This is a genomic window from Pseudomonas sp. B3G-3 (genome assembly GCF_028640915.1).
GTDB classification, from domain to species: Bacteria; Pseudomonadota; Gammaproteobacteria; order Pseudomonadales; family Pseudomonadaceae; genus Aquipseudomonas; species Aquipseudomonas chlororaphis_I.
In genome coordinates, this window is record NZ_JAQZAB010000126.1 from 34388 (window position 1) to 55399 (window position 21012).

Here is a 21012-nt window from a genome sequence, read left to right on the forward strand (position 1 = left end):
CTCGGTTTACAATGCGAGGCTCTGCGGCAGCCCGTCCGGGAGCTGTGGAGCCGGGCCTAGATATCTGTCGCCTTTTACCCATTATTCTGCGTGAATACCGCGAATTCGGCCGCTTGACGGTACGAGCGGGTTCCTCAGCGGTTGAGCACATTTGAAGACATTTGACCATTTGACCGTCGTGGGTCTGCGCGAGTGGGTGGCGCTTCCGGATTTGGGAGTCGCCGGCCTGCGCGCCAAGATCGATACCGGCGCCAGCACCTCCAGCCTGCATGCCACCGAGATCGAGCCGTTCGAGCGCGACGGTGAGCAGTGGGTGCGCTTCAACGCGCACCTGGGCAGCGTGGTGCAGTTGCGTCACCGGCGTTGCGAAGCGCCGCTGGTGGCGATGAAAACCATCAAGAGTTCCAACGGCCAGGCGCAGGTGCGCTACGTGATCAGTACCACCCTGGCGCTCGGCGATCGGGTCTGGCGGGTGGAGTTCACCCTCGCCTGCCGCAAGGCCATGCGCTATCGCCTGCTGCTCGGTTCCAAAGCCCTGATCGATGGCCAGTTGGTGGTCAATCCAGGGATCAAATACGTTCAAGACAAACCGGTGTTCCCGGTGTCCACTACCTCTGCCACAGGTGTTGCATGAAGATCGCTGTGCTGTCGCGTAACCCGCGTCTGTATTCCACTCGTCGCCTGGTCGAAGCCGGCACCGAGCGTGGCCATGAAATGGTGGTGGTCGACACCCTGCGCGCCTATATGAACATTGCCAGTCACAAACCGCAGATCCACTACCGCGGCAAGCCGCTGGAAGGTTTCGACGCGGTGATTCCACGGATCGGCGCCTCGGTGACCTTCTATGGCTGCGCGGTGCTGCGCCAGTTTGAAATGATGGGTGTGTTCCCGCTCAACGAGTCGGTGGCCATCGCCCGCTCGCGGGACAAGCTGCGCTCGTTGCAACTGCTGTCCCGACGCGGCATCGGCCTGCCGGTGACCGGCTTCGCCCACTCGCCGGACGACATTCCCGACCTGATCGAGATGGTCAACGGCGCGCCGCTGGTGATCAAGGTGCTGGAAGGCACCCAGGGCATAGGCGTGGTGCTGTGCGAAACCGCCACGGCGGCCGAGTCGGTGATCGAGGCCTTCATGGGCCTGAAGCAGAACATCATGGTCCAGGAGTACATCAAGGAAGCCGGCGGCGCCGACATCCGCTGCTTCGTGGTCGGCGACAAGGTGATTGCCGCGATGAAACGCCAGGCCAAGCCCGGCGAGTTCCGCTCCAACCTGCACCGTGGCGGCAGCGCCAGCCTGATCAAGATCACTCCGGAAGAACGCATGACCGCCCTGCGCGCGGCCAAGGTCATGGGCCTGAGCGTCGCGGGTGTGGATATCCTGCGTTCGAACCACGGGCCGCTGGTGATGGAAGTGAATTCCTCGCCTGGCCTGGAAGGTATCGAGACCACCACCGGCAAGAACGTGGCGGGGATCATCATCGAGCACATCGAGAAAAACGGTGGCCCGAACATGACCCGGACCAAGGGCAAGGGTTAAGGGCAGCGGCAAGCTTTTAGCGGCAAGAGAAAAGCGACTCCTCACTTGCAGCTTTTAGCTTGCCGCTTGTAGCTGCCTTCAAACCGCATCCCTGGGCAACAACAACCCCAACGGCAACCGCACCCGCGCCTCCAGGCCGCCATCGGCGCGGTTGCGCAGTTCGACATTGCCGCCGTGCATCGAGGCGATCCGCTTGACGATGGCCAGGCCCAGGCCGGTACCCTTGCCGCCCCGGGCACGGTCGCCGCGGGTGAAGGGGTTGAAGATCGCCTCCAGCTCCGACGGGTCGATGCCCGCGCCACGGTCCATCACGCTCAGCACCACATAAGGCGCGCTGGTGTCGCCCGACACATAGGCCGCCACTTCGACTTCCGTCCCCGCGTGGTTCAGCGCGTTGCCGATCAGGTTGTTCAGCAGGCGTTTCATCGATACCCGGCGCAACGGGAATGGCGGGATCGGCTCCAGGCGCAGGCGCACCTTCTCGTCGTTCTGGTTGTAGGGTGCCGCCACTTCACGCACCAGGTCACTGAGATCGACCTCCTCCACCGACTCGTCGCGGCCGTCGCGGATAAAGGCCAGGAACTGGTCGAGAATCGCGTCCATGTCTTCGATGTCGCGGACCATGTCGTCGGTCAGGTCGTTGTGGCTGCCCATCAACTCCAGCGACAGGCGCAGGCGAGTCAACGGCGTGCGCAGGTCGTGGGACACCCCTGCCAGCATCAGCTCGCGTTCGCGTCCGGCCTGCTCCACATCCTCGGCCATCTGGTTGAAGGCGCGGTACACCTCGGTCATCTCGCTCGGCGTATCGCTGATCGGCAGGCGCACGCTGCGCCCCTGCCCCAGTTGCCGGGCGGCATAGACCAGGCGCTTGAGGGGCTGGTTGAGCTGGCTGACAAAGATCCACGCCGAGGCCGTGGACAACAGGCCGATCGCCAGGAACCAGCCGAGCACACTCCAGATCTTCTGCCCCCGCAACGGATGCGGATACAGCGGCACTTTCAGCCAGCCATCGCCCAAGCTCGGTGCGCGCACCCAGAGCGCCGGCGGGGCGTGCATGCGCAGGCGCACTTCAGTGTCGGCGCCCAATTCGGCCTGCATCTGCCGCTGATAAATCTCGCTATAGGGCCAATGCTGCTCGCCCGCCGGCACACCGCTGCCGACTACCTTGATCAGCCCGGCGGCCTCGGCGATCTGGTCGCGGTTGGATTCGTCGGCGGCCCAATAGGCGCGCAGGGTCAGGGCCACGCCGTGGCTGTACTGGCGGTCCACCAGCACGTCCTCGTTCATCAGCAGATAAACCAGGGTCAGCGCCTTGGAGAACAGCACCACGATCAGCACCAGCCAGAGGGTGCGGGAGAAGAAGCTTTGCGGGAACCACAGCGGGGTTTTCATAAACAGCCATTACACGCTTTGCAGGAGCGAGTCGCGCTCGCAGAGTTGCGGAATGCGAGCGCCCGGGTCGTTTGCCGGCCCGGGCGCTCGCTCCTACAAATCATCGGTCACTTGGTGGTGGTGCCATCCGGCACGAACACATAACCCACACCCCAGACCGTCTGGATATAACGCGGCTTGGACGGATCGGGCTCGATCATCCGGCGCAGGCGGGAGATCTGCACGTCAATGGAACGCTCCAGTGCATCCCACTCGCGGCCACGGGCCAGGTTCATCAGCTTGTCGCGGGTCAGCGGCTGGCGAGCGTTCATCACCAGGGCCTTGAGCACCGCGAACTCACCGGTGGTGAGCATGTGCACTTCGGCGCCGCGCTTGAGCTCGCGGGTGGCCAGGGACAGCTCGTAGTCGCCGAAGGTGACGTTTTCGTCTTCGCTGCCCGGCGCACCCGGCACCGGCGCCGACTGGCGACGCAGCACGGCCTTGACCCGCGCCATCAGTTCGTCGGGGTTGAACGGCTTGGCCAGGTAATCGTCGGCACCCAGTTCCAGGCCCTTGATGCGGCTCAGCTCGTCGCCCTTGGCGGTGAGCATGATGATCGGAATCTGGTTGTTCGCACTGCGCAGGCGGCGGCACGCGGTCAGGCCGTCTTCGCCAGGCAGCATCAGGTCGAGGACGACCAGGTTGAAGACTTCGCGCCCCAGCAGACGGTCCATCTGCTCGGTGTTGGGAACCGCGCGGGCACGGTAGCCCTTGCTGACGAAGAAGCGCTCCAGCAGGCTGCTCAGCCCCGGGTCGTCGTCAACGATAAGAATTTTTTCGCCTTCGGCAGTTTGTGCAGTGCTGCTCATCAGATGCTCCTTTTATCTCGGTGCGCATTATGGCGTAGCTGCCGTTATACGCACCGTGTGCATTGTTAGCAGATTTTTCCTCGACCGCCAGAAAACCCGCCGTCGGCCGCCACCGGGCCGATACCCCCGAAGACTGGAACGCTGGTTATAATGCGCCGCCTTTTGTGTCAGGCAACGTCTGATCGTTATCGCCCGTGGCCATTTTTTATTTTTCCCGGCCAGGCAGTAATTGTTCGATTTCACGGGTCAACAGGCAGCCTTTTGATCCAGGCAGCGGCGCACGCCAGGCCGCTCAACCAGACTCGCCGAGCCCAATTTTCCGTGCCGGCGAGCCTGCTTTCACAATTTGTCAGGTGGTTTTATGGACAGCATCAACAGCCGCATTGCCGAGGAACTCGGTGTACGCCCACAACAGGTCGAAGCGGCCGTCGCTCTATTGGATGAAGGCTCCACCGTGCCCTTCATCGCCCGCTACCGTAAGGAAGTGACCGGCAGCCTCGATGACACCCAACTGCGTCATCTGGAAGAGCGCCTGCGCTACCTGCGAGAACTCGACGAACGGCGCATCAGCATCCTCGCCAGCATCGAGGAGCAGGGCAAGCTGACCCCGGAGCTGGCCCGCGACATCAAGCTCGCCGATACCAAGACCCGCCTCGAAGACCTCTACCTGCCGTACAAGCAAAAGCGCCGCACCAAGGGCCAGATCGCCCTGGAAGCCGGCCTTGGCGAACTGGCGGACGGCCTGTTCAACGACCCGGGCCTGACCCCGGAAAGCGAAGCCGCACGCTTCGTCGACGCGGAAAAAGGCGTGGCCGATGTGAAGGCCGCCCTGGAAGGCGCCAAGTACATCCTGATGGAGCGCTTCGCCGAAGACGCCAGCCTGCTGGACAAACTGCGTAATTTCCTCAAGCAGGAAGCCACCCTTAGTGCCCGCGTGATCGCCGGCAAGGAAGAGGAAGGCGCCAAGTTCCGCGATTACTTCGAACACGACGAACCGCTGAAGAGCATGCCGTCGCACCGCGCCCTGGCGATTTTCCGTGGCCGCAACGAAGGCATCCTCAGCTCCGCGCTGAAAGTCGGCGACGAACTGCCGGGCACCATGCACCCGTGCGAGGGCATGATCGGCCAACACGTCGGCATCCAGAACCAGAACCGCCCGGCGGACAAATGGCTCGGCGAAGTGGTGCGCTGGACCTGGAAGGTCAAGCTCTACACCCACCTGGAAACCGACCTGCTGGGCGAGCTGCGCGACAACGCGGAAACCGAGGCGATCAACGTCTTCGCCCACAACCTGCACGACCTGCTGCTGGCCGCTCCGGCCGGCCCGCGCGCGACCCTGGGCCTCGACCCGGGCCTGCGTACCGGCTGCAAGGTCGCGGTGGTGGATGCCACTGGCAAGCTGCTGGACCACGCCACCGTTTACCCGCACGTCCCGCACAACAAGTGGGACCAGACCATCGCCGTGCTGGCCGCGCTGTGCGCCAAGCACTCGGTGGACCTGATCGCCATCGGCAACGGCACCGCCAGCCGGGAAACCGACAAGCTGGCCGCAGAGCTGATCAAGAAATACCCGGCCATGCGCATGACCAAGGTCATGGTCTCCGAGGCCGGTGCTTCGGTGTACTCGGCGTCGGAACTGGCGGCCAAGGAATTCCCCGACCTCGACGTATCGATCCGTGGCGCGGTGTCCATCGCCCGCCGCCTGCAGGACCCGCTGGCCGAGCTGGTGAAGATCGATCCGAAATCCATCGGCGTCGGCCAGTACCAGCACGACGTGTCGCAGCTGAAGCTGGCCCGTGGCCTGGATGCGGTGGTCGAGGACTGCGTGAACGCCGTCGGCGTGGACGTCAATACCGCCTCGGTGGCCCTGCTGGCGCGGATCTCCGGCCTCAACACCACCCTGGCGCAGAACATCGTCAGCCACCGCGATGAAAACGGTGCGTTCAAGACCCGCGCCGCGCTGAAGAAGGTCGCCCGCCTGGGTGAAAAGACCTTCGAACAGGCCGCCGGCTTCCTGCGCGTGATGAACGGCGACAACCCGCTGGACGCGTCCGCGGTGCACCCGGAGGCCTACCCGCTGGTGCAGCGCATCGCCGCCGAGACCGACCGCGACATCCGCTCGCTGATCGGCGACAGCGGCTTCCTCAAGCGCCTGGATCCGAAGAAGTTCACCGACGAGACCTTCGGCCTGCCGACCGTCACCGACATCCTCCAGGAACTGGACAAGCCCGGCCGCGACCCGCGCCCCGAGTTCAAGACCGCCGAGTTCCAGGAAGGCGTCGAAGACCTCAAGGACCTGCAACTGGGGATGATCCTCGAAGGCGTGGTGACCAACGTCACCAACTTCGGTGCCTTCGTCGACATCGGCGTGCACCAGGACGGCCTGGTGCACATCTCGGCACTGTCGGAGAAGTTCATCAAGGACCCGCGTGAAGCGGTGAAGGCCGGCGACGTGGTCAAGGTCAAGGTCATGGAAGTCGACATTCCGCGCAAACGCGTCGGCCTGTCGATGCGCATGAGCGACACCCCGGGCGAGAAGATCGACGGCGCTCGCGGTTCACGTCCAGGCTCGGCGCCGCGCTCGTCGGGCAACAGCGCCCCGCGCAAGGAAAGCGTGGCCGCGGCCCCGACCAACAACGCCATGGCGTCGCTGTTCGCCAATGCCAAGCAGTTGAAGAAACGCTGATGGAGATCCCGGCCGGCTTGACCGAAAGCGCGTTCAGCCAGCTGCTCGGCTGCCGTCTGCAGCGCCTGGAGGTCGGTGAAGCCGACGTCGCCCTGACGCTGACGCCGCAGTTGCGCAATCGTGGCCAGAAGCTGCACGGCGGGGCGATCTTCAGCCTGGTCGATATCGCCATGGGGCTGGCCTGTTCCAGTTCCCACGGCTTCGACCAGCAGAGCGCGACCATCGAGTGCAAGATCAACTACATCCGCGCCGTCGCCGAGGGCGACGTGATCTGCCACGCCCGGGTGCTCCACCCGGGTCGCCGCACCCTGGTGGTCGAGGCCGATGTGATGCAAGGCGACAAACTGGTCGCCAAGGCACAAGGCACCTTCGCGGTCCTCTGAGGAACCCTTTGGTGACAGCCGCGACGCCAATTCGTCCGCTAGCGACGCGGCCCGCCTTCGAACATCGACAGACCTAGCTCCCCGTCATCGATTTGAGTTAATTTCGGCGCTGCGAAAGCGGCGTCGGAGTTTTCTGCCTGCGCTAAAGCCAGATTCAGGGATGAAGTGTGGTGCTTGCAAAATCGGGCCATGCCGGCTCAACGACCAGGCGAAAACGCCAGTTTCAACTTCACCCTTGTAGACCGTCCTGCCCACCCCCATATTGGGGCGACTGACGCGTGAAGGAATCCAACTTGAGCGAACTTCTCAACCGCCGCCTGGCTCTGCTCGGCGAGCGCGCTAACCTCTCTCTGCTCGAGCAGTGCCTGCACGGCATCGAGCGCGAATGCCTGCGCGTGACCGGCGAAGCGCGCCTGGCCCAGACTCCGCACCCGGAAGAACTGGGTTCCGCGCTGACCAACGAACAGATCACCACCGACTATTCCGAGTCGCTGCTGGAGTTCATCACCCCAGCCCTGCCCGATCCGGCGGACACCCTGGCCAGCCTCGACAAGATTCACCGTTTCGTCTACAGCAAGCTCGGCAACGAGTACCTGTGGAGTCCATCGATGCCGTGCCCGTTGCCGGCCGAGGAAGACATCCCGATCGCCTATTACGGCACCTCCAACATCGGCCAGCTCAAGTATGTGTACCGCAAGGGCCTGGCCCTGCGTTACGGCAAGACCATGCAGTGCATCGCCGGGATCCACTACAACTTTTCCCTGCCGGAGCAGCTCTGGCCGCTGCTCAAGCAGGCCGAAGGCTTCGTCGGCAGCGACCGCGACTATCAGTCGTCGGCGTACATCGCGCTGATCCGCAACTTCCGCCGCTACAGCTGGCTGCTGATGTACCTGTTCGGCGCCTCGCCGGCGCTGGACGCAGGCTTCTTGCGCGGTCGCGCGCACCAGCTGGAACAGCTGGACGCCGAGACCCTGTACCTGCCGTACGCCACCAGCCTGCGCATGAGCGACCTGGGCTACCAGAGCAACGCCCAGGCCGGCCTGACCCCTTGCTACAACGACCTGAACAGCTACACCGACAGCCTGCGCAAGGCCGTCGCCACGCCGTACGCGCCTTATGTGGAGATCGGCACCCACCAGGACGGTGAGTGGGTCCAGCTCAACACCAACATCCTGCAGATCGAAAACGAGTACTACTCCAACATCCGCCCGAAACGCGTGACCTACACCGGCGAGCGGCCGATCCAGGCGCTGATGGCTCGCGGCATCCAGTACGTCGAAGTCCGTTGCCTGGACATCAACCCGTTCCTGCCGATGGGCATCGACGTGCAGGAAGCCCGTTTCCTCGACGCCTTCCTGCTGTATTGCGCGCTCAACGAAAGCCCGCTGCTGGAGAACAACGAGTGCGGCAACGCCACCTCGAACTTCCTCAAGGTGGTCAAGGAAGGTCGTCGCCCGGGCCTGCACCTGCTGCGCCAGGGACAGTTGGTGGACCTCAAGGAATGGGCCGGCGAACTGCTGGAAAAGATCGCGCCGCTGGCCGCCCTGCTCGACCGCAGCCACGGCAGCGACGCCCATAGCAAGGCGCTGGACGCCCAGCTGGCCAAGGTCAAGGATTCGTCCCTGACGCCTTCGGCCCAGGTCCTGGCCGCCATGCAGGAACACAAGGAAAGCTTCAGCCAGTTCTCCCTGCGCCAGAGCCTGGCCCATGCCGAGTTCTTCCGCAGCGAGTCCCTGAGCAAGGAAGACCAGGCGCGTTTCGAAGAAGCGGCGCGCAACTCCCTGCTGCAACAGGCCGAGCTGGAACAGAACGAAGTCGGCGATTTCGACGTATTTGTCGGCTCGTATCAGGCGAGTATCCTGGCGATCAGCAACTAAGCGTCTGCGGCGCTTATCGCGGGCAAGCCTCGCTCCTACACAAGATCAATGCGTAGGAGCGAGCTTGCTCGCGATGGAGCGCAAAGCGCTCCCCTTCAAAAAGTGCTTTCTTTAGAAGATTCCTCTTTTAAGCTAATTCTAAAAAGTTATTTATTTTTAGATTCTTAGATCATTTAGTCTCCTACCACGTCCACACTTGGCCGCCTGTTGAGGAGCTTCATGATGAAACTGCACCTTCCCCTCCGCCTCCTGGCGGCCGTGTCCCTGGCCACCGCGAGCTTCTTCGCCCAGGCAGCCGACGTCACCGTCGCCTACCAGACCACCGTCGATCCAGCGAAAGTCGCCCAGGCCGACGGCACCTATGAAAAGGTCACCCAGGCCAAGATCGACTGGCGCAAGTTCGACAACGGCGCCGACATCATCGCCGCCATCGCTTCGGGTGACGTGCAGATCGGCTACCTCGGCTCCAGCCCGCTGACCGCTGCGATCACCCGCAAGGTGCCGGTGGAAACCTTCCTTATCGCCACCCAGATCGGCGCCGCCGAGGCCCTGGTGGCCCGCGACGGATCCGGGATCAAGACGCCCCAGGACCTGGTCGGCAAGAAAGTCGCCGTGCCCTTCGTTTCCACCGGCCACTACAGCCTGCTGGCTGCGCTCAAGCACTGGAAAATCGACCCGGCAAAAGTACAGATTCTCAACCTGGCGCCACCGGCGATCATCGCCGCCTGGAAACGCGGCGACATCGACGCCACCTACGTCTGGGACCCGGCGCTGGGCGTGGCCAAGGAGAACGGCAAGGTGCTGATCACCTCCGGCGAACTGGCCCAGTTCGGCGCGCCGACCTTCGATGCCTGGATCGTGCGCAAGGACTTCGCCGAGAAGCATCCGCAAATCGTCACCGCCTTCGCCAAGGTGACCCTCGACGCCTACGCCGATTACCGCAAGGACCCAAAAGCCTGGCTGGCTGAGCAGAGCAACGTCGACAAGCTGGTGAAACTCTCCGGCGCCAAGGCCAGCGACATTCCGCTGCTGTTGCAGGGCAACGTCTACCCACTGGCGGCCGACCAGGTCATCAGCCTTGGCGCGCCGACCACCAAGGCCATCACCGACACCGCGGCGTTCCTCAAGGAACAAGGCAAGGTCGAGGCGGTACTGCCGGACTACGCGCCGTACGTCAGCGCCAAATACATCACCCACTGAAGGTTCGCCGCAGAGGTCGCCGGGCCCAGGCCCGGCGCCTCTCGTACAGCGTCTCACCTCGACAAAGGCTGCATTTGAACAAGGAGCGCGCCGTCATGGCTTTGCTACAACTGGAGCGCATCAGCGCACAGTACCCCGGCGCCGCCGAACCGGTGCTGGCGGATATTTCCCTGACGCTCGGGCCACAGCAGTTGCTGGTCGCCCTCGGCCCATCCGGCAGTGGCAAGACTTCACTGTTGAACCTGATCGCCGGCTTCGTCGAACCCAGCGCCGGGCGCATCACCCTGGACGGCGTGCCGGTTGCCGGCCCGAGCGCCGAACGCGGCGTGGTGTTCCAGGATGATGCCCTGCTGCCCTGGCAGGACGTACTGGCCAACGTCGGCTTCGGCCTCGAACTGGCCGGCACCGCCCGCGACCAACGTGAAGCCCGCGCCCGGGAAATGTTGGCGCTGGTGGACCTGGCCGGCTTCGACAAGCGGCGCATCTGGCAGCTCTCCGGCGGACAACGCCAGCGCGTGGGCCTGGCCCGCGCCCTGGCCGCTGACCCGCGGGTGCTGCTGATGGACGAGCCCTTCGGCGCCCTCGATGCCTTCACCCGCGAACAGATGCAGGAGCTGTTGCTGCAAGTCTGGCAACGCACCGCCAAGCCGGTGTTCCTGATTACCCACGACATCGAGGAAGCGGTGTTCCTCGCCACCGACCTGATCCTGCTGGCGCCCAACCCGGGGCAGATCGTCGAGCGCCTGAGCCTGGATTTCGGCCAGCGTTATGCAGCCGGCGAATCGGCCCGGGCAATCAAGTCCGACCCGCGTTTTATCGAAACCCGCGAACACGTGCTGGCCCGGGTGTTCTCCCAACGCAGTGCCGTCTTGCGGCAGGAGCGCGCATGAACAGCTACGACCTCCCGGCCACCACGACCAAAGCCGCTACCCCGCACACTGCCGCGCCCCTGCGCCGCAGCCTGAGCACCCGCTGGATCAGCGTGCTGACCCTGGTGGTGCTGCTCGCCCTGTGGTGGGCGGTGACGGCCAGCGGCCTGATCGAACCGCTGTTCCTGCCGCCACCTTCCGCCGTGCTGCAAAAGGGCTGGCTGCTGGTGACCAGCGGCTATATGGATTCCACCCTGTGGCAGCACCTGGGCGCGAGTCTCGGACGCATCGGCCTGGCCCTGGGTTTTGCCGTACTGACCGCGATCCCGGTGGGCATCGCCATCGGCCATAACCGCATCGCCCGTGGCGTGCTGGACCCGCTGATCGAGTTCTACCGGCCGATTCCCCCCCTGGCCTACCTGCCGCTGATCGTCATCTGGTGCGGCATCGGCGAGCTGTCCAAGGTGCTGCTGATCTACCTGGCGATCTTCGCCCCGATCGCCATCGCCACCGCCACCGGCGTGCGCACCGTGGACCCGACCCGGCTGCGCGCCGCGCAGTCCCTGGGCGCGACCCGGGCCCAGTTGATTCGCCATGTGATCCTGCCCAGCGCCCTGCCGGACATTCTCACCGGCGTGCGCATCGGCCTCGGGGTGGGCTGGTCGACCCTGGTCGCCGCCGAACTGATCGCCGCCACCAGCGGCCTGGGGTTCATGGTGCAGTCCGCGGCGCAGTTCCTGGTCACCGATGTGGTGGTGCTGGGGATCCTGGTCATCGCCCTGATCGCCTTCGCCATGGAAATGGGCCTGCGCGCCCTGCAGCGCAAGCTGGTGCCCTGGCATGGCCAGGCCCATTGAAACCCCGGTAACCCTGTAGCCGCTGCCGAGCCCCGGCGAGGCTGCGCAGCAGGCGCAACCCGCCTGACGCGTTGTATCTGGAATACCGCGGCGCCAGGTTTTGCGAGCGCTTTGCGTTCGATCGCAGCCTCGCCAAAGCTCGGCAGCGACTACAGGGGTAGCGGGCAAGACTTCTTACAGACAGAACTGACCACGCCGGCAATTCGGCGCTCCATTCGAGAACGACATGAGCCTGACCATCACCCCTTTAAGCTCCGCCCTGGGCGCCCAGATCGGTGGCGTCGACATCAGCCAGCCACTGGCCAGCGAACAGCGCGATGCCATCGAGCAGGCACTGCTGCAGCATCAGGTGCTGTTCTTCCGTGACCAGCCGATCGACCCGCAGCAGCAGGCGCGCTTCGCGGCGAACTTTGGCGACCTGCACATCCATCCGATCTACCCCAACGTGCCGGAACAGCCGGAAGTGCTGATCCTCGACACCGCGCAAATCGACGTGCGCGACAACGCCATCTGGCACACCGACGTGACCTTCCTGCCGACCCCGGCCCTGGGCGCGGTGCTCAGCGCCAAGCTGTTGCCGGCCTACGGCGGCGACACCCTGTGGGCCAGCGGCATCGCGGCCTATGAGGCGCTCTCGGAGCCGATGAAGAACCTGCTGCAGGGCCTGACCGCGACTCACGAGTTCATCAAGTCATTCCCTCTGGAGCGCTTCGGCAATACCCCGGAGGACCTGGCGCGCTGGGAAGAAGCCAAGCGGAAAAACCCGCCGCTGTCGCACCCGGTGATCCGCACCCACCCGGTCAGCGGACGCAAGTCGCTGTTCGTCAACGAAGGTTTCACGACCAGGATCAACGAGCTGTCGGACAGCGAAAGCGAAGTCATCCTGAAACTGCTGTTCGCCCACGCCACCCGCCCGGAATTCACCATCCGCTGGCGCTGGCAGACTAACGATGTAGCCTTCTGGGACAACCGCGTGACCCAGCACTACGCCGTCGACGACTACCGCCCGCAACGCCGCGTGATGCACCGCGCGACGATTCTTGGGGATGTGCCGTTTTTTCGATAAACCATGATCATCAGCAAGCTCACGGCTTCAGTAGTGCTTGCCAGTGATCGAGGCGAACCCAAACGACCAGCGGTTGCCCTCCTCCAATGACTCGCCGTTATGCTATCAATGATTTCATTGATTTCATTCGGAGGAGCCCATGGCCAGCCTTACGATCCGTAATCTGGACGACCACATCAAAGAACGCCTGCGCATCGAGGCCGCTCACAATGGTCATTCCATGGAAGAAGAAGCTCGATTGATTTTGCGCCGAGCCCTGAGTAGGACAGCCGACAGTCAGGGCCTGGGTAGCCGTATCCGGGCACGCTTTGCCGAGGCCGGAGGAGTGGAACTGGAACTTCCCGAGCGCACCGAGCCCCCGCGCGTAGCGGACCTGAACGAATGATAGTGCTCGATACCAATGTGCTGTCGGAGCTGATGCGTCCTCAGCCGGACGCCTCGGTGTTGTTGTGGATCGAAGCGCAACCCGTCGAGGACCTCTACATCAGCGCCATGACCATGGCCGAGATTCTCCACGGTATCGCGCGCCTGCCCCACGGCAAGCGCAAACAGACGCTGCATGCATCGGCGCTGGCTATGTTCGAGGAAGACTTCATCGACCGCATCGTGCCCTTCGGAACCCAAACGGCTCTTTACTACGCGCATCTGGTCTCGCATCGCGAAAGATCAGGCCAGCCGATCAATCTGGTGGATGCGCAAATTGCAGCGATATGCCGGGTCCACGACGCCGCGATCGCCACTCGTAACACCAAGGATTTCACCGACACCGGGCTGATCGTTATCAACCCCTGGCTGCCGCTCGAGGTCTGAACCGCCGCAGGCCTGTAGGAGCGAAGCTTGCTCGCGATAGCGGTATGCCTGACACCACTCACCGCCTCGATCGCCGGCAAGCCTGACTCCTACAGAAGCCGCGACAGCCTCACAACATGACGGCTGGCTCTATTCGGCGGTTGAAGGCTTCTCCCACAGATTGATCCCGCCTTCCCGGGCGAAACGATCGATCTCCGCCAGTTCTTCCGCACTGAAGCTCAGGTTCTGCAATGCACCGACATTCTCGACGATCTGCTCCGGCCGGCTGGCGCCGATCAGGGCCGAGGTCACCCGTGGGTCGCGCAGGGTCCAGGCCAGAGCCAGTTGCGCCAGGCTCTGGCCGCGACGCTTGGCGATTTCGTTGAGGGCGCGCACATGAGCAAGGTTGGCTTCGGACAGGTGCGCGGCTTGCAGCGAACCACCGCCCGGGCGATTGACCCGCGCGTCCTCGGGAATGCCATTGAGGTATTTGTCGGTCAGCAGGCCCTGGGCCAATGGTGTGAAGGCGATCACCCCGGCGCCGAGTTCGTCGGTGGTGTCCAGCAGGTCTTTTTCCACCCAGCGGTTGAGCAGGTTATAGGCCGGCTGGTGGATCAGCAGCGGCACTTTCCACTCCTTGAGCAGGGCTGCGATCTCGCGGGTTTTCACCCCGGAATAGGACGAGATGCCGATGTACAGCGCCTTGCCCTGCTGCACCGCAGTGGCCAGGGCGCTGGCGGTTTCTTCCAGCGGAGTGTCCGGGTCGAAGCGGTGGGAATAGAAGATATCCACATAGTCGAGGCCCAGGCGCTGCAGGCTCTGGTCGAGGCTGGCCAGCACGTACTTGCGCGAGCCGCCGCCCTGACCGTAGGGACCGGGCCACATATCCCAGCCGGCCTTGCTGGAGATGATCAGCTCGTCGCGATACAGCTTGAAGTCTTCCCGTAGCAGGCGACCGAAATTGATCTCGGCACTGCCATAGGGCGGGCCGTAGTTGTTGGCCAGGTCGAAGTGGTTGATGCCCAGGTCGAAGGCGGTGCGCAGCAACGAACGCTGGGTGTCGATCGGCGTGCTGTCGCCGAAGTTGTGCCACAGGCCCAGGGACAGCGCCGGCAGCACCAGGCCGCTGCGTCCGACGCGGCGGTAGGGGATGGAGTCGTAGCGGTTTTCGGCAGCAAGGTAAGTCATCGAACCCTCTCTATTGATCCTGAACACCCAGGTTTAAGCACATGCACATTGGTGCAGGGCAAGTTGCCCTCGCAACATCTGAATCAGCGGAACGCCTGAAAGTTGCCCAGCATACGCCCAGGCGAGATCGCGGCCACTTCAGATCGGTGAATGACTGAAACGATCCGGCGCCTGCTGACGGACAGAACCTGCTGCCGAGGAGGAATGACCAGAAAAAACCGAATGAAAAATATGACGACTAGAATATTTTATTACGTACCACGTAGCACAGTACGAAATCGTCGCTCAGAGGCAGTCTCAATCGAAACAAATTCCCGGTTAATGGCAACGCTGGCTGAAGGTGGGAATGCGGGGGAAACCCTGTAAACACAGGGCCCTGTCGCTGCCGGTGCTGCCTGGAAAAACCAGGAGTACGGCCTCGAACAAGGCGCTGCATCAGTTGTTTATAGACGGTAAAACACCGCTCTGCCGGGCCGAACCGAAGGCTCCCAAGCCTGGGCGGTACAGGAAAACTGCCGAGGGGCAGAGGCCAGGCATGCCCCCATGAGGACCATGGGGACGGGTAATGCCTAGGCGGAGAGTTCGCGCAATGCCGCTGCCGCGAGAAAGCCCGAGCGCGAACGGTAGCGCTGGTCGCGCTTCACCGTCTGGTCGATGCGCTCCAACAGTTGCTCCGGCAACGTCGCATTGAAACGCACCGCCTTGCCGAAGTAAGGCGTGATGTCGAACTCGATCACCCCCCACACGCCACCAGCGTAATCAGGATTGTCGATATGCACGTCGACCTCATGCACCTGGGGCAGCGGCTCACCATCGGCGACCAGGCCTTCGTAATGCAGCGACAGGGCCTCTTTCACATTCTCGAAGGCTTGCGCAGCGGTATGACCGGCGGAAAAACAGCCCGGCACATCGGGGACGATCACTCCATATCCGGAGTCGGCATCCTTGTGCAGCACGACCGGGAATTTCATCTCGTTGACCTCTTCGTTCAAGGCCGGCCTCATTTCAGGCCCGCCTGTTTCAAGATGCTGTGGATCGTGCCCCTGGGCAGATCCGCATCCGGGTGAGGGATAGTGACCCGTCCCGGCTTGTGCAGATGCTTGTATTGGTGATGACTGCCTTTGACCGCGATCAGATACCACCCGTCCTCCTCGATCATCCTGATCAGTTCCCGACTGCGCATTGCCGTGTCCTTTCGATACGTCCCGAAAAACCACAATACCCAGCCGAAGGCGAATAATACACACTATACACATTCAGACAATCAATACAGAAAGCGGCGATGACCGGCGTCGCCCTGGCACTGCTCAAACTGCCCTGGCGAAAACCTCCGCCAGCCAGTCGACGAACACCCGCACCCGTGGCGACATCTGGCGGTTGTGCGGGTACAGCACGGAAACCGGCATGGGCGGTGGCGGCGTGTCGGTGAGGATTTCCTGCACCAGCCCCTGGGAAATCTGCTGCGCCATGCGATAGCGCGGGCACTGGATGATGCCCAGCCCGGCCACGGCCGAGGCGGCGTAGATCTCGGCGCCGAACACCGACAGCGCGCCCTCGATGGCGACTTCCCGCAGTTCGCCATCGACCATGAATTCGAAAGGAAACTGCTTGGCGGTGGTGCGCGAGACATAGTTCACCGCCCGGTGCCGCGACAGCTCGTCGAGGCTCTTCGGCTCACCGTATTTGCGCAGGTACGCCGGACTGGCACAGGTGATCTGCTGCAGGCTGGCCACGCGCCGGCCGATCAGCGACGAGTCCCCCAAAGTGCCGGCGCGCAGCACGCAGTCCACGCCTTCGGCGATGAGGTCGACAAAACGATCGGCCTCGCTGACGGACAGCTCGATCTCCGGATAGCGCGCCATGAATTCGGGCAAGGCCGGAATCACGAAGTACTTGGCCAACGTGCCATGCAGGTCGACCCGCAAGCGCCCTTTCGGCGCCACCGTGCGAAACGCCAGCTCGGCCTCTTCCAGTTCCGCCAGCAACTGTATGCAGCGCAGGTAATAGGCCTCGCCGTCGAGGGTCGGGCGCACGCGGCGGGTGCTGCGCTCCAGCAGGCGGGTGCCGAGCCAGGCTTCGAACTGATTGAGGGTATGGGTCAGGGTGGCGCGCGGCAGGTTCAGGTCATCGGCGGCCAGGGTGAAACTGCTGCGTTCGTAGATCCGCACGAACACTTTCATCGCTTTGACTTGATCCATGACTGGCTCCCAGGGCGGCTGATTGTTGGCGATTATTGAACAGTCAAGCCAACTCTGGCGCATTTATCACTCTGGACAACCATGTGAACCTGCTTTCACACCCAACTGTTCCCAGAAGGAAATTCGCCATGACTACCCAGACTTCGAAAGTTGCCATCGTGACCGGCGCCTCCCGCGGCATCGGCGCGGTCATCGCCAAGCAACTGGCCAGCGAAGGTTTTGCTGTCGCCATCAACTACGCCAGCAGCGCCACCGAAGCCTCGGCCCTGGTGGTGGAACTGCGCCAGGCCGGCCACCGGGCCATAGCGGTCAAGGCCAACGTGGCCAATGCCGATGATGTGCGCCGCTTGTTCGACGAGACCGAAATCCAACTGGGCAAGGTCGACGTGCTGATCAACAACGCTGGCATCCTCAAGGTCCTGCCACTGGCGCAACACAGCGACGAGCTGTTCGAACAGACCTTCGCCATCAACACCCGCGGCACCTTCAACACCCTGCGCGAAGCCGCCAGCCGCCTGAACGCCGGCGGACGCATCGTCAACTTCTCCAGCAGCACCGTCGGCCTCAACCTGCCGGGCTACGCGGTGTACATCGCCAGCAAGGCGGCGGTGGAGTCCCTGACCCAGGTGTTCGCCAAGGAACTGCGCGGTCGCGACATCACCGTCAACGCCGTCGCCCCCGGCCCGGTGGCCACCGAACTGTTCCTGCACGGCAAGAGCGAAGAGCAGATCCAGAACTTCGCCAAGATGCCGCCCCTGGAGCGCCTCGGCCAGCCGGAAGACATCGCCAACGTCATCGCCTTCCTGGTCAGCCCGGCAGCCGCCTGGGTCAACGGGCAGATCCTGCGCGCCAACGGCGGGCTCGTCTGAGCCGCCTCACCCACGGGCTATCGATGCTTTCCAATGACCTACCCGCGGAGAATCCCATGCGCCCGACCACTGACTCGCCAGCCCCACGCAACACCCTGCTGATCCCGGCCCTCGCCCCGCTGTACCGCATTGGCGAGCCCCTGGCCTATGCACTGCTGCGGGTCTGTTATGGCGTGATCATGATCAGCCACGGCCTGCCGAAATTGCTGGGCCAGGCCCATGGCTCGATGGCCGACCCGATGGCGGCCTCGATCAACCTGATCCAGAACGTCCTGCATTTGCCGGCGCCGGCGTTGATCGCGCTGTTCGTCGCGCTCCTGGAAGGCGTCGGCGGGTTGCTCCTGGCCCTCGGCCTGGGGACGCGCCTGCTCGCCGCCATGATGGGCGTGCAGATGCTGACCATCGCCGGCCTGCTCGGCCCCACCTGGCCATGGATCGACCGAGGCATGGAATACCCGGTGCTGCTGGCGTTTTTGTCGTTCTACATTCTGTTTCGCGGAGCAGGACGCCACGCCCTCGACCACACTCTAGGTCGGGAGCTTTGAATCGCCATCGCCCTTTAGGCCAACCCCGAATCCCGCCCGCGAGGACTTCATCATGCACACCGCGATCATCACCTCCTTCGGCCTGGTCCTCCTGGCGCTGATGCTGTTTATCGGCGAAAAGATCGGCCTCGGCCGCCAGACCCTGGCCTACAGCTTCGTCGTGCTGTGGCTGGCGCTGACGGTGATCAACGGTGCGGTGGGGATGGTCCACGCCGGCCAGTCGCTGAGTACGGAGCTGGCGGTCGGCAGTGTGGTATTCGGCGTGCCGGTGGCGGCGCTGGTGCTGTTCACGGTATTGAGCCCGGCCTGAGGGCCCCGATCGCGGGCAAGCCTCGCTCCTACAGAAAATCTTCTTCTGTAGGAGCAGGGGGACGCCCAGTCCTTGCCCGCGATGGCGGTGGCACAAACGCCACCGCCACCGATCAACGCACCAGATGCAGGAACTGCATATGCCGTTCGTACTGGTCGAGGATGTCGTTGATGATCTGCTCCTTGGTGTAGCCCATCAGGTCATAGTCCTGGCTACCCTCGGCCAGGTGCACCTCGGCCCGGTAGTAACGCCGGTTGCGCATCTCCTTGGGCCCCATGCCGCCACGGGCGAAGGACGGGGTGAAGTAGCCGCGCATCTGCACCTGATAGATGAACGGATGCTGGTCGCCATGGCCGATTTCCAGGCTGACGTTGTCGTTGGCCGGGTCCGGCTGGGTGATCACGTTCAGGCCTTTCTCGACGAACACCGCGGTCACTTCTTCGATGGCCGGGCGCACCGTCTGGTCGAGGAAGCGATACACCTCGTCGCGTGACGGGAAATGCACCGCCTGGCTCAGGCGCTGGCGCCAGCCGCCCTTGCCGCGACGCGAGGTTGACGACACCGGCGCCAGCGAATGCAGCTGGGCGATCTGCTTCTGCGATTCGAGGTAGAAGGCCTTGTGCAGCCCCCACATCATCAGCAGCAGGATCATCGAGAACGGCAGCGAGGTCAGCACCACCGCCGACTTCAGCGAGTCGATGCTGCCGGCGAACAGCAGCGCGCTGGTGACCAGCGCGGTCATCGCGCCCCAGAACACCCGCAGCCATTTCGGCCCGTCTTCGTCGGCGTTACCGCCCTTGGCCGACAGGGTCGAGAGCACCACGGTGCCGGAGTCGGCCGAGGTGACGAAGAACACGAAGCTGATGAACACCGTCACGGCGATGACGGTCTTGCTCCAGGGGTAGGTTTCCAGCAGCAGGTAAAGCGTCATCGACGGGTTCTCGATGGCCGACATACCCAGCGCGCTCATGCCGTGGTTGAGCACCTGGTCGATGGCGCTGTTACCGAAGATCGACATCCAGGCCAGGGTGAAGCCCAGGGGGATCAGCAGCACGCCGAACACAAATTCGCGAATGGTCCGGCCACGGGAAATCCGCGCGATGAACAGGCCCACGAACGGCGACCATGCGATCCACCAGGCCCAGTAGAAGACCGTCCAGCCGCCCAGCCAGTCGCTGGGTTCGTCATAGGCGTAGAGGTCGAAGCTCTTGGTCGGCAGGGCACCGAGGTAATCGCCGAGGTTCTGGATCAGAGTGTTGAGCAGGTGCTGGGTAGGGCCGGCGAACAACACGAACAACAGCAGCGCACAGGCCAGCAGCATGTTGATGTCGGACATCACCCGCACGCCCTTGTCGACACCGGACACCGCAACGATGATCGCCGCGCCCATCATCAGGGTGATCAGGCCCACCTGGACCCACTGGGTGTGGGCGATGCCGAACAAGTAGTCCAGGCCGGAGTTGAGGTGCAGCACGCCAAAGCCCATGTCGGCGCCGAGGCCGAACACCGTGGCGATGATGCCGAAGCCATCCACCGCGTAGCCGATGGGGCCGTTGATGCGCTTGCCGATCAGCGGGTACAGCGCCGAACGCAGGGCCAGCGGCAGGTTATGCCGGTAGGCGAAATACGCCAGGGCCATGCCGACGAAGGCGAACACGCCCCAGCCGTGCAGGCCCCAGTGCAGGAAGAGAATCTGCATCGCCTGGCGCGCCGCGTCCGCGGTCCCGGCCTCGCCCTGGGGCGGTTGCAGCATGTGGGTCAAAGGTTCCGAGACGCAGAAGAAAAACAGCGTGATGCTGATCCCGGCGGCGAACAGCATGCCGGCCCAGGACAGGTAACTGAATTCGGGTTCGTCGTGGTCGGCACCCAGCTTGATCTTGCCGTAGCCGGACAAGGCGGTGACCACCACGAAGACCAGGTACAGGGTCATGGCCAGCATGTAGTACCAGCCGACCGTATTGGCCGCCCAGTTTTGCGCAGCCAGCAACCAGGCGCCGGCTTGTTCCGGCAGGGCAATGACCACCAGGCCGAAGGCCAGGATAAAGCTCGCGGCGAAGTAGAACACCGGCGGATTCATGCGGATCAGGCCGCTGGCGGGAATGGACGATGCACTCATGAAACGTGCACCTCGAGGGGGTAAAACGCGGCTGAAAAGATCGGACTCAGCAAAGGTAAGCCTCCTGTTGTGAGCGGGCAGCGAGCTGCCGGTTTAACTTGAACAAGCGTTCAAGTTAAACACGGATAGGCGCGCAAGGACTAATCGCCGGGCTCGGCGGTCGCCTGATTTCGCAGGTTTTAGGAAAGGTCTGATGTGTCGCGGAGGGAATCGTTCAGCGCTAAATAAGCGAATGGCCATCAGGCATATGAGCCACTGAAAAGCATCGCGGGCAATCGAGCGT

21 protein-coding genes are annotated in these 21012 nt (G+C 63.4%); 14 read left to right on the top strand and 7 right to left on the bottom strand.

Going from position 1 to position 21012, the window contains the following annotated elements; all coding sequences use genetic code 11:
• Positions 1–151: 151 nt before the first annotated feature.
• Together rimB and rimK are read left to right on the top strand one after the other, a co-directional pair.
• On the top strand, positions 152–634 hold the full coding sequence (rimB, locus tag PVZ80_RS26970) for a retropepsin-like aspartic endopeptidase RimB (RefSeq protein ID WP_007931742.1): 483 nt from the start codon (positions 152–154) through the stop codon (positions 632–634).
• The gene (gene rimK / locus PVZ80_RS26975) at positions 631–1536 is read left to right on the top strand and encodes a 30S ribosomal protein S6--L-glutamate ligase (RefSeq protein WP_007931744.1); all 906 of its coding nucleotides are present in this window, start codon (positions 631–633) and stop codon (positions 1534–1536) included. Before rimB ends, rimK begins: the two co-directional genes overlap by 4 nt.
• A 78-nt stretch (positions 1537–1614) precedes the next feature.
• On the opposite strand, the gene PVZ80_RS26980 is transcribed toward rimK, so the two are convergent.
• Both PVZ80_RS26980 and ompR read right to left on the bottom strand, forming a co-directional pair.
• A complete protein-coding gene (locus PVZ80_RS26980) occupies positions 1615–2928 on the bottom strand; it encodes an ATP-binding protein (RefSeq protein WP_009041700.1) in 1314 nt (437 codons plus the stop codon).
• A gap of 107 nt (positions 2929–3035) precedes the next feature.
• Complete coding sequence (gene ompR, locus PVZ80_RS26985; RefSeq protein ID WP_007925257.1) at positions 3036–3776, bottom strand: osmolarity response regulator transcription factor OmpR; 741 nt, start codon at positions 3774–3776, stop codon at positions 3036–3038.
• Between the two features lie 361 nt (positions 3777–4137).
• On the opposite strand from ompR, the gene PVZ80_RS26990 reads away from it, so the two are divergent.
• The 9 genes from PVZ80_RS26990 (at position 4138) to PVZ80_RS27030 (ending at position 13524) form a co-directional block, all read left to right on the top strand.
• The gene (locus PVZ80_RS26990; RefSeq protein WP_016702566.1) at positions 4138–6462 is read left to right on the top strand and encodes a Tex family protein; all 2325 of its coding nucleotides are present in this window, start codon (positions 4138–4140) and stop codon (positions 6460–6462) included.
• Positions 6462–6845 carry a PaaI family thioesterase gene (locus tag PVZ80_RS26995; RefSeq protein ID WP_009046459.1) on the top strand — a complete coding sequence of 128 codons (384 nt, stop codon included), beginning with the start codon at positions 6462–6464 and terminating at the stop codon, positions 6843–6845. Before PVZ80_RS26990 ends, PVZ80_RS26995 begins: the two co-directional genes overlap by 1 nt.
• A 293-nt stretch (positions 6846–7138) precedes the next feature.
• Positions 7139–8722, top strand: a complete 1584-nt coding sequence (gene gshA / locus PVZ80_RS27000; protein WP_273864813.1) for a glutamate--cysteine ligase — start codon at positions 7139–7141, stop codon at positions 8720–8722.
• Between the two features lie 222 nt (positions 8723–8944).
• Positions 8945–9922 (top strand): taurine ABC transporter substrate-binding protein, encoded by a 978-nt coding sequence (gene tauA, locus PVZ80_RS27005; RefSeq protein WP_009046457.1) that lies wholly within the window; start codon positions 8945–8947, stop codon positions 9920–9922.
• A 95-nt stretch (positions 9923–10017) separates the two neighbouring features.
• A complete protein-coding gene (gene tauB, locus PVZ80_RS27010; protein WP_028683844.1) occupies positions 10018–10812 on the top strand; it encodes a taurine ABC transporter ATP-binding subunit in 795 nt (264 codons plus the stop codon).
• The gene (gene tauC / locus PVZ80_RS27015) at positions 10809–11648 is read left to right on the top strand and encodes a taurine ABC transporter permease TauC (RefSeq protein WP_009046455.1); all 840 of its coding nucleotides are present in this window, start codon (positions 10809–10811) and stop codon (positions 11646–11648) included. Before tauB ends, tauC begins: the two co-directional genes overlap by 4 nt.
• A 226-nt stretch (positions 11649–11874) precedes the next feature.
• Positions 11875–12714, top strand: coding sequence for a taurine dioxygenase (gene tauD, locus PVZ80_RS27020; RefSeq protein ID WP_273864814.1), 840 nt, complete (start codon positions 11875–11877; stop codon positions 12712–12714).
• 139 nt (positions 12715–12853) lie between these two features.
• A complete protein-coding gene (locus tag PVZ80_RS27025; protein ID WP_016702561.1) occupies positions 12854–13099 on the top strand; it encodes a FitA-like ribbon-helix-helix domain-containing protein in 246 nt (81 codons plus the stop codon).
• A complete protein-coding gene (locus PVZ80_RS27030) occupies positions 13096–13524 on the top strand; it encodes a type II toxin-antitoxin system VapC family toxin (protein ID WP_273864815.1) in 429 nt (142 codons plus the stop codon). Before PVZ80_RS27025 ends, PVZ80_RS27030 begins: the two co-directional genes overlap by 4 nt.
• Before the next feature lie 129 nt (positions 13525–13653).
• Here PVZ80_RS27030 and mgrA read toward each other — a convergent pair whose 3' ends face one another.
• The 4 genes from mgrA to PVZ80_RS27050 all read right to left on the bottom strand — a co-directional run bounded on the left by mgrA (position 13654) and on the right by PVZ80_RS27050 (position 16889).
• Entirely contained in the window at positions 13654–14691 is a 1038-nt protein-coding gene (mgrA, locus tag PVZ80_RS27035; protein ID WP_273864816.1) for an L-glyceraldehyde 3-phosphate reductase, read from the bottom strand.
• Positions 14692–15260: 569 nt separating this feature from the next.
• A complete protein-coding gene (locus tag PVZ80_RS27040) occupies positions 15261–15662 on the bottom strand; it encodes a type II toxin-antitoxin system HicB family antitoxin (protein ID WP_009046450.1) in 402 nt (133 codons plus the stop codon).
• Positions 15663–15691: 29 nt separating this feature from the next.
• Positions 15692–15874 carry a type II toxin-antitoxin system HicA family toxin gene (locus PVZ80_RS27045; protein ID WP_009041685.1) on the bottom strand — a complete coding sequence of 61 codons (183 nt, stop codon included), beginning with the start codon at positions 15872–15874 and terminating at the stop codon, positions 15692–15694.
• A 124-nt stretch (positions 15875–15998) separates the two neighbouring features.
• Positions 15999–16889, bottom strand: a complete 891-nt coding sequence (locus tag PVZ80_RS27050) for a LysR family transcriptional regulator (protein WP_038630364.1) — start codon at positions 16887–16889, stop codon at positions 15999–16001.
• 128 nt (positions 16890–17017) lie between these two features.
• Here PVZ80_RS27050 and PVZ80_RS27055 point away from each other — a divergent pair, with 128 nt between their 5' ends.
• From PVZ80_RS27055 to PVZ80_RS27065, 3 genes are read left to right on the top strand one after another with little or no spacing between them, the layout of a single operon-like run.
• Complete coding sequence (locus tag PVZ80_RS27055; RefSeq protein WP_009046448.1) at positions 17018–17758, top strand: SDR family oxidoreductase; 741 nt, start codon at positions 17018–17020, stop codon at positions 17756–17758.
• A gap of 56 nt (positions 17759–17814) precedes the next feature.
• Complete coding sequence (locus PVZ80_RS27060) at positions 17815–18303, top strand: DoxX family protein (protein WP_016702554.1); 489 nt, start codon at positions 17815–17817, stop codon at positions 18301–18303.
• Between the two features lie 52 nt (positions 18304–18355).
• Positions 18356–18613: a hypothetical protein gene (locus PVZ80_RS27065; RefSeq protein WP_009046444.1), complete on the top strand. Its 258-nt coding sequence runs from the start codon at positions 18356–18358 to the stop codon at positions 18611–18613.
• A gap of 112 nt (positions 18614–18725) precedes the next feature.
• On the opposite strand, the gene betT is transcribed toward PVZ80_RS27065, so the two are convergent.
• A complete protein-coding gene (gene betT, locus PVZ80_RS27070) occupies positions 18726–20690 on the bottom strand; it encodes a choline transporter BetT (RefSeq protein ID WP_188056691.1) in 1965 nt (654 codons plus the stop codon).
• Positions 20691–21012 lie beyond the last annotated feature (322 nt).

Coding starts and splice junctions, on each gene's coding strand:
- rimK (WP_007931744.1), top strand. CDS start 631: ATGAAGATCGCTGTGCTGTCGCGTAACCCGCGTCTGTATTCCACTCGT.
- PVZ80_RS26980 (WP_009041700.1), bottom strand. CDS start 2,928: ATGAAAACCCCGCTGTGGTTCCCGCAAAGCTTCTTCTCCCGCACCCTC.
- ompR (WP_007925257.1), bottom strand. CDS start 3,776: ATGAGCAGCACTGCACAAACTGCCGAAGGCGAAAAAATTCTTATCGTT.
- PVZ80_RS26990 (WP_016702566.1), top strand. CDS start 4,138: ATGGACAGCATCAACAGCCGCATTGCCGAGGAACTCGGTGTACGCCCA.
- PVZ80_RS26995 (WP_009046459.1), top strand. CDS start 6,462: ATGGAGATCCCGGCCGGCTTGACCGAAAGCGCGTTCAGCCAGCTGCTC.
- tauA (WP_009046457.1), top strand. CDS start 8,945: ATGAAACTGCACCTTCCCCTCCGCCTCCTGGCGGCCGTGTCCCTGGCC.
- tauB (WP_028683844.1), top strand. CDS start 10,018: ATGGCTTTGCTACAACTGGAGCGCATCAGCGCACAGTACCCCGGCGCC.
- tauC (WP_009046455.1), top strand. CDS start 10,809: ATGAACAGCTACGACCTCCCGGCCACCACGACCAAAGCCGCTACCCCG.
- tauD (WP_273864814.1), top strand. CDS start 11,875: ATGAGCCTGACCATCACCCCTTTAAGCTCCGCCCTGGGCGCCCAGATC.
- PVZ80_RS27025 (WP_016702561.1), top strand. CDS start 12,854: ATGGCCAGCCTTACGATCCGTAATCTGGACGACCACATCAAAGAACGC.
- PVZ80_RS27030 (WP_273864815.1), top strand. CDS start 13,096: ATGATAGTGCTCGATACCAATGTGCTGTCGGAGCTGATGCGTCCTCAG.
- mgrA (WP_273864816.1), bottom strand. CDS start 14,691: ATGACTTACCTTGCTGCCGAAAACCGCTACGACTCCATCCCCTACCGC.
- PVZ80_RS27040 (WP_009046450.1), bottom strand. CDS start 15,662: ATGAAATTCCCGGTCGTGCTGCACAAGGATGCCGACTCCGGATATGGA.
- PVZ80_RS27045 (WP_009041685.1), bottom strand. CDS start 15,874: ATGCGCAGTCGGGAACTGATCAGGATGATCGAGGAGGACGGGTGGTAT.
- PVZ80_RS27050 (WP_038630364.1), bottom strand. CDS start 16,889: ATGGATCAAGTCAAAGCGATGAAAGTGTTCGTGCGGATCTACGAACGC.
- PVZ80_RS27055 (WP_009046448.1), top strand. CDS start 17,018: ATGACTACCCAGACTTCGAAAGTTGCCATCGTGACCGGCGCCTCCCGC.
- PVZ80_RS27060 (WP_016702554.1), top strand. CDS start 17,815: ATGCGCCCGACCACTGACTCGCCAGCCCCACGCAACACCCTGCTGATC.
- PVZ80_RS27065 (WP_009046444.1), top strand. CDS start 18,356: ATGCACACCGCGATCATCACCTCCTTCGGCCTGGTCCTCCTGGCGCTG.
- betT (WP_188056691.1), bottom strand. CDS start 20,690: ATGAATCCGCCGGTGTTCTACTTCGCCGCGAGCTTTATCCTGGCCTTC.